A 3491-nucleotide genomic window follows, 5' to 3' on the forward strand; every position below is an offset into this window, starting at 1 on the left:
CCACCACAAAACGCGACCGCAACACCTCATGCCGCGCCACCAAACCCGAGAACGCCGACTCCAACGCCCCCACATCCACCACACCCCGCAACCGCCACATGCCGGGGATCGCGAGGTCCAGGCCGTCCAGCCCCAGTTGTTCGAGGAACCACAGCCGCTGCTGCGCGAACGACAACGGCAGCCCGCCCGCACCGCGCACCACCGGCACCAGCGCCGGGCCGTCGGCGGCCGTCGTGTCGGTGCCCCCGGAGGACGCCCCGGCCGTCTTGGTCTCGACGAGTTCGGCCAGTGCCGCGACCGTCGGCGCGAGGAAGACCTCCCGGACGGAGAGCCGGACGGAGAGCCGGTCGCGAAGTCGTGAGGTGAGCTGGGTCGCCAGCAGGGAGTCGCCGCCCAGTTTGAAGAAGTCGTGTTGCCGAGCCGGTTCGGCCACGCCGAGCACGTCCGTGAAGACCCGGGCCACGGCGGCTTCGGTGTCGGTGGCCGGCGCCTCCAACGTCACCCCGGGGTCGAGGTCCTCCTCGGCCATCCGCTCGATCGACACCGGGTCCGGCGCGGTGGGGTCCAGCCGGAACCTGGTGCGCTGGAACGGATAGGTGGGCAGCGGGACGCGCCGCCGGTCGGTTCCCACGTGGAGCCCCGCCCAGTCCAGCTCGTGTCCGGCGCACCACAGCGCGCCCGCGGCGCCGAGGATGTGGTCGAGTTCGGACACCGGGGCCGAGGGGTGCGGCAGGCTGGAGACGACGAGGTGGTGCTTCCCGAGGTCCGGGTGCCGGCGGACCAGTGTGGTCATGCTGCGGCCCGGCCCCACCTCCAGGACCGTCCGGTGGTCGACGCCGAGCAGCGTCGAGACGACATCGCCGAAGCGGACCGTGTTCCTCATGTGGTCGACCCAGTACCGCACGGTCGTCACCCGTTGCGGATCCACCGGCCGGCCGTCGCTGTCGGAGACGAACGGGATGACCGGCTCGCCGAAGGTGACGCCCTTCAGGTAGTCGCCGAATTCCTCCGTGATCGAGTCGACCAGGGAGGAGTGGCCGGCGCCGGGGATGTGCAGCCGGCGGACGTCGATACCCCTGGCCTCCAGCCGCGCGGTCAGGTCCGTGATCTCCGCCTTGGGCCCCGAGACCACGCACTGGTCCGGTCCGTTCACGGCGCCGAGCGAGAGGCCTCCGGTCAGGAACGCGGAGGCCTCGGCCTCCGGCATCGGGACCGCGATCATCCCGCCGCTGGGCAGGGTCTCCAGCAGGCGACTGCGGCAGGTCACCACCGCCGCGGCATCGTCGAGCGTGAAGATCCCCGCCGCGCAGGCGGCGGCGTAGCTCCCCAGGCTCTGACCGGCGACGACCTCGGGCACCACGCCCCAGGACTCCCACAGCCGGTAGAGGGCCATCTCGACGCTGAAGATCGCCGCGTGGCTGACCGGCAGGTCGGCGAAGTCGGAGTCACCCGGCCCGGACACCCCGCCGAAGAGGAACGTCGGCAGATCGACGTCGAGCCGCGTGGCGAAGGCCGCCGCGCACTCGTCGAAGGCCTCCCGGAAGACCTTCTCGTGGCGGTACAGCTCCCGCGCCATCCCGAGCTTCTGCCCGCCGTGGCCGGGGAACACCATGGCGATCGAGCGTTCCCCGTCGTCGACGGGCTCGCTCGCGGCGGCGTCCGCCCGGGCGAGCTGCCCCGCCAGGTCGGCCGTGCTCGACGCCACGAAGGCCTGCCGGTGGGCGTGGCCCGCCCGGCCGGTCTGGGTGGTCCAGGCCACGTCCGCCAGTCCGGTGGCGGGGTGGTTCTCCAGGTGCTCGCCGAGCCGGGTCCGCGCGGCGGCCAGGGCCGGGCGGGACTTGGCGGACACCACGACGAGCTGGGACGGCTTCCCTTCCCCCCGGCCGGGAACCGGCGGCGCCTCCTCCAGGATGACGTGCGCGTTGGTCCCGCCGACGCCGAGGGCGTTCACGGCCGCCCGGCGCAGGGCACCGCCGGACGTCCACTCCCGCAGCTCCGCGTTCACCCGGAACGGGGAGTTCTCCCAGTCGATCTCCGGGTTCGGGGTCTCGAAGTTCAGGCTCGGCGGGATCCGGCGGTGGCGCAGGGCGAGCACCGTCTTGATCAGACCGGCGACCCCGGCGGCGGCATCGCTGTGGCCGACGTTGGTCTTCAGCGAACCGATCCAGCACGGACCGCCCGGCCGGTCCTCGACCCGGCCGGCGCCGTACGCCGCCGTCAGCGCGGCGACCTCGATCGGATCGCCCAGGCGGGTCCCGGTACCGTGCGTCTCGACGTAGGAGACGGTGTCGGGATCGACCTCGGCGATCTTCAGCGCGGCCTGCATCACCTCGGACTGGCCCGAGACGCTCGGCGCCGTGAAGCCGATCTTGTCCGTGCCGTCGTTGTTGACGGCGGTGCCGATCAGCACGGCGTGGACGGTGTTCCCGTCGGCGAGGGCGTCCTCCAGCCGCTTGAGCAGGACGATGCCCACCGCGTCCCCGCCGACGGATCCGCCGGCGGCCGCATCGAACGCCCGGCAGTGTCCCTCGCCGGACATCGCGCCGTCCTCGGTGTACTCGATCACCGGCGTCGGGACGTGGACGCTCGCTCCGCCGGCCAGGGCCATGTCGCAGTCCCCGGCGAGCAGACCCTGGACGGCCAGGTGGACGGCCACCAGCGAGGTCGAGCAGGCGGTCTGCACCGTCACGGCCGGGCCCCGCAGACCGAGTTGGTAGGCGACCCGCGACGTCAGGAAGCTCATCCCGGTCCCGAGTCCCAGCAGCAGGTCGCTCGGGCCGCCCAGATGCTCCCGCGCGGCACGCAACGACTCCAGGTGGCCGGTGTGGCTACTGCCCGCGTAGACGCCCACCGGCCCGGGGAAGCGGGCCGGGTCCTCACCCGCGTCCTCCAGGGCCTCGACCGCGCACTCCATGAAAAGCCGGTGCTGAGGGTCGATCAGCATCGCCTCCCGCGGGGCGTAACCGAAGTAGTCCGAGTCGAAGCAGTCGGGATCGGTCAGTGCGGCGTACACCGCGTGGTGCGACACCGGTGCGGGGACCGGCACCGGCTCGACCGACTCCACCCCGTCCGCGAGGTTCTGCCAGAACCCGTCCAGGTCCGCCGCGCCCGGGAACCGGCCCGCCATGCCGATGACGGCGATGTGCGCGGGGTTCACGTCGAACTCTTCGCCGTTGCTCATCACTTGTCTCCGTTCGAGGACCGGCGGTTGCGTCGCCCGCTCAGGCGCGCCCGGCCGTCCTGCCGGGCGCGCACGAGGGCCGTGGTGTCGACCCGGGCCGCACCACGGTCGGACAGGTACCGGGTCAGGGCCCGCACCGAGGTGTGCTGGAACAGGGCGATCATCGGCAGCGTGACGCCCAGCCGGGCGGTGACCAGGTTCCGTACCTGGGTCAGCAGCAGGGAGTGTCCGCCGAGGTCGAAGAAGTTGTCGTGGACGCCGACCCGGTCGACGCCGAGGACCTCGGCCCAGATCCCGGCGATGACGGTCT

The 3491-nt window shown here is 72.5% G+C and carries 2 protein-coding genes; both read right to left on the bottom strand.

Going from position 1 to position 3491, the window contains the following annotated elements; translation table 11 throughout:
• Positions 1–3181 (bottom strand): type I polyketide synthase (locus ACFV04_RS43555; RefSeq protein ID WP_380536625.1); only part of this gene is annotated, 3181 nt, incomplete at its 3' end.
• On the bottom strand, positions 3181–3491 hold a 311-nt coding region (locus ACFV04_RS43560; protein WP_380350176.1), incomplete at its 5' end, for a phosphopantetheine-binding protein. The genes ACFV04_RS43555 and ACFV04_RS43560, both read right to left, overlap by 1 nt.

Origin of the sequence: Kitasatospora sp. NPDC059599 (assembly GCF_042735125.1) — a bacterium.
Lineage (GTDB): Bacteria > Actinomycetota > Actinomycetes > Streptomycetales > Streptomycetaceae > Kitasatospora.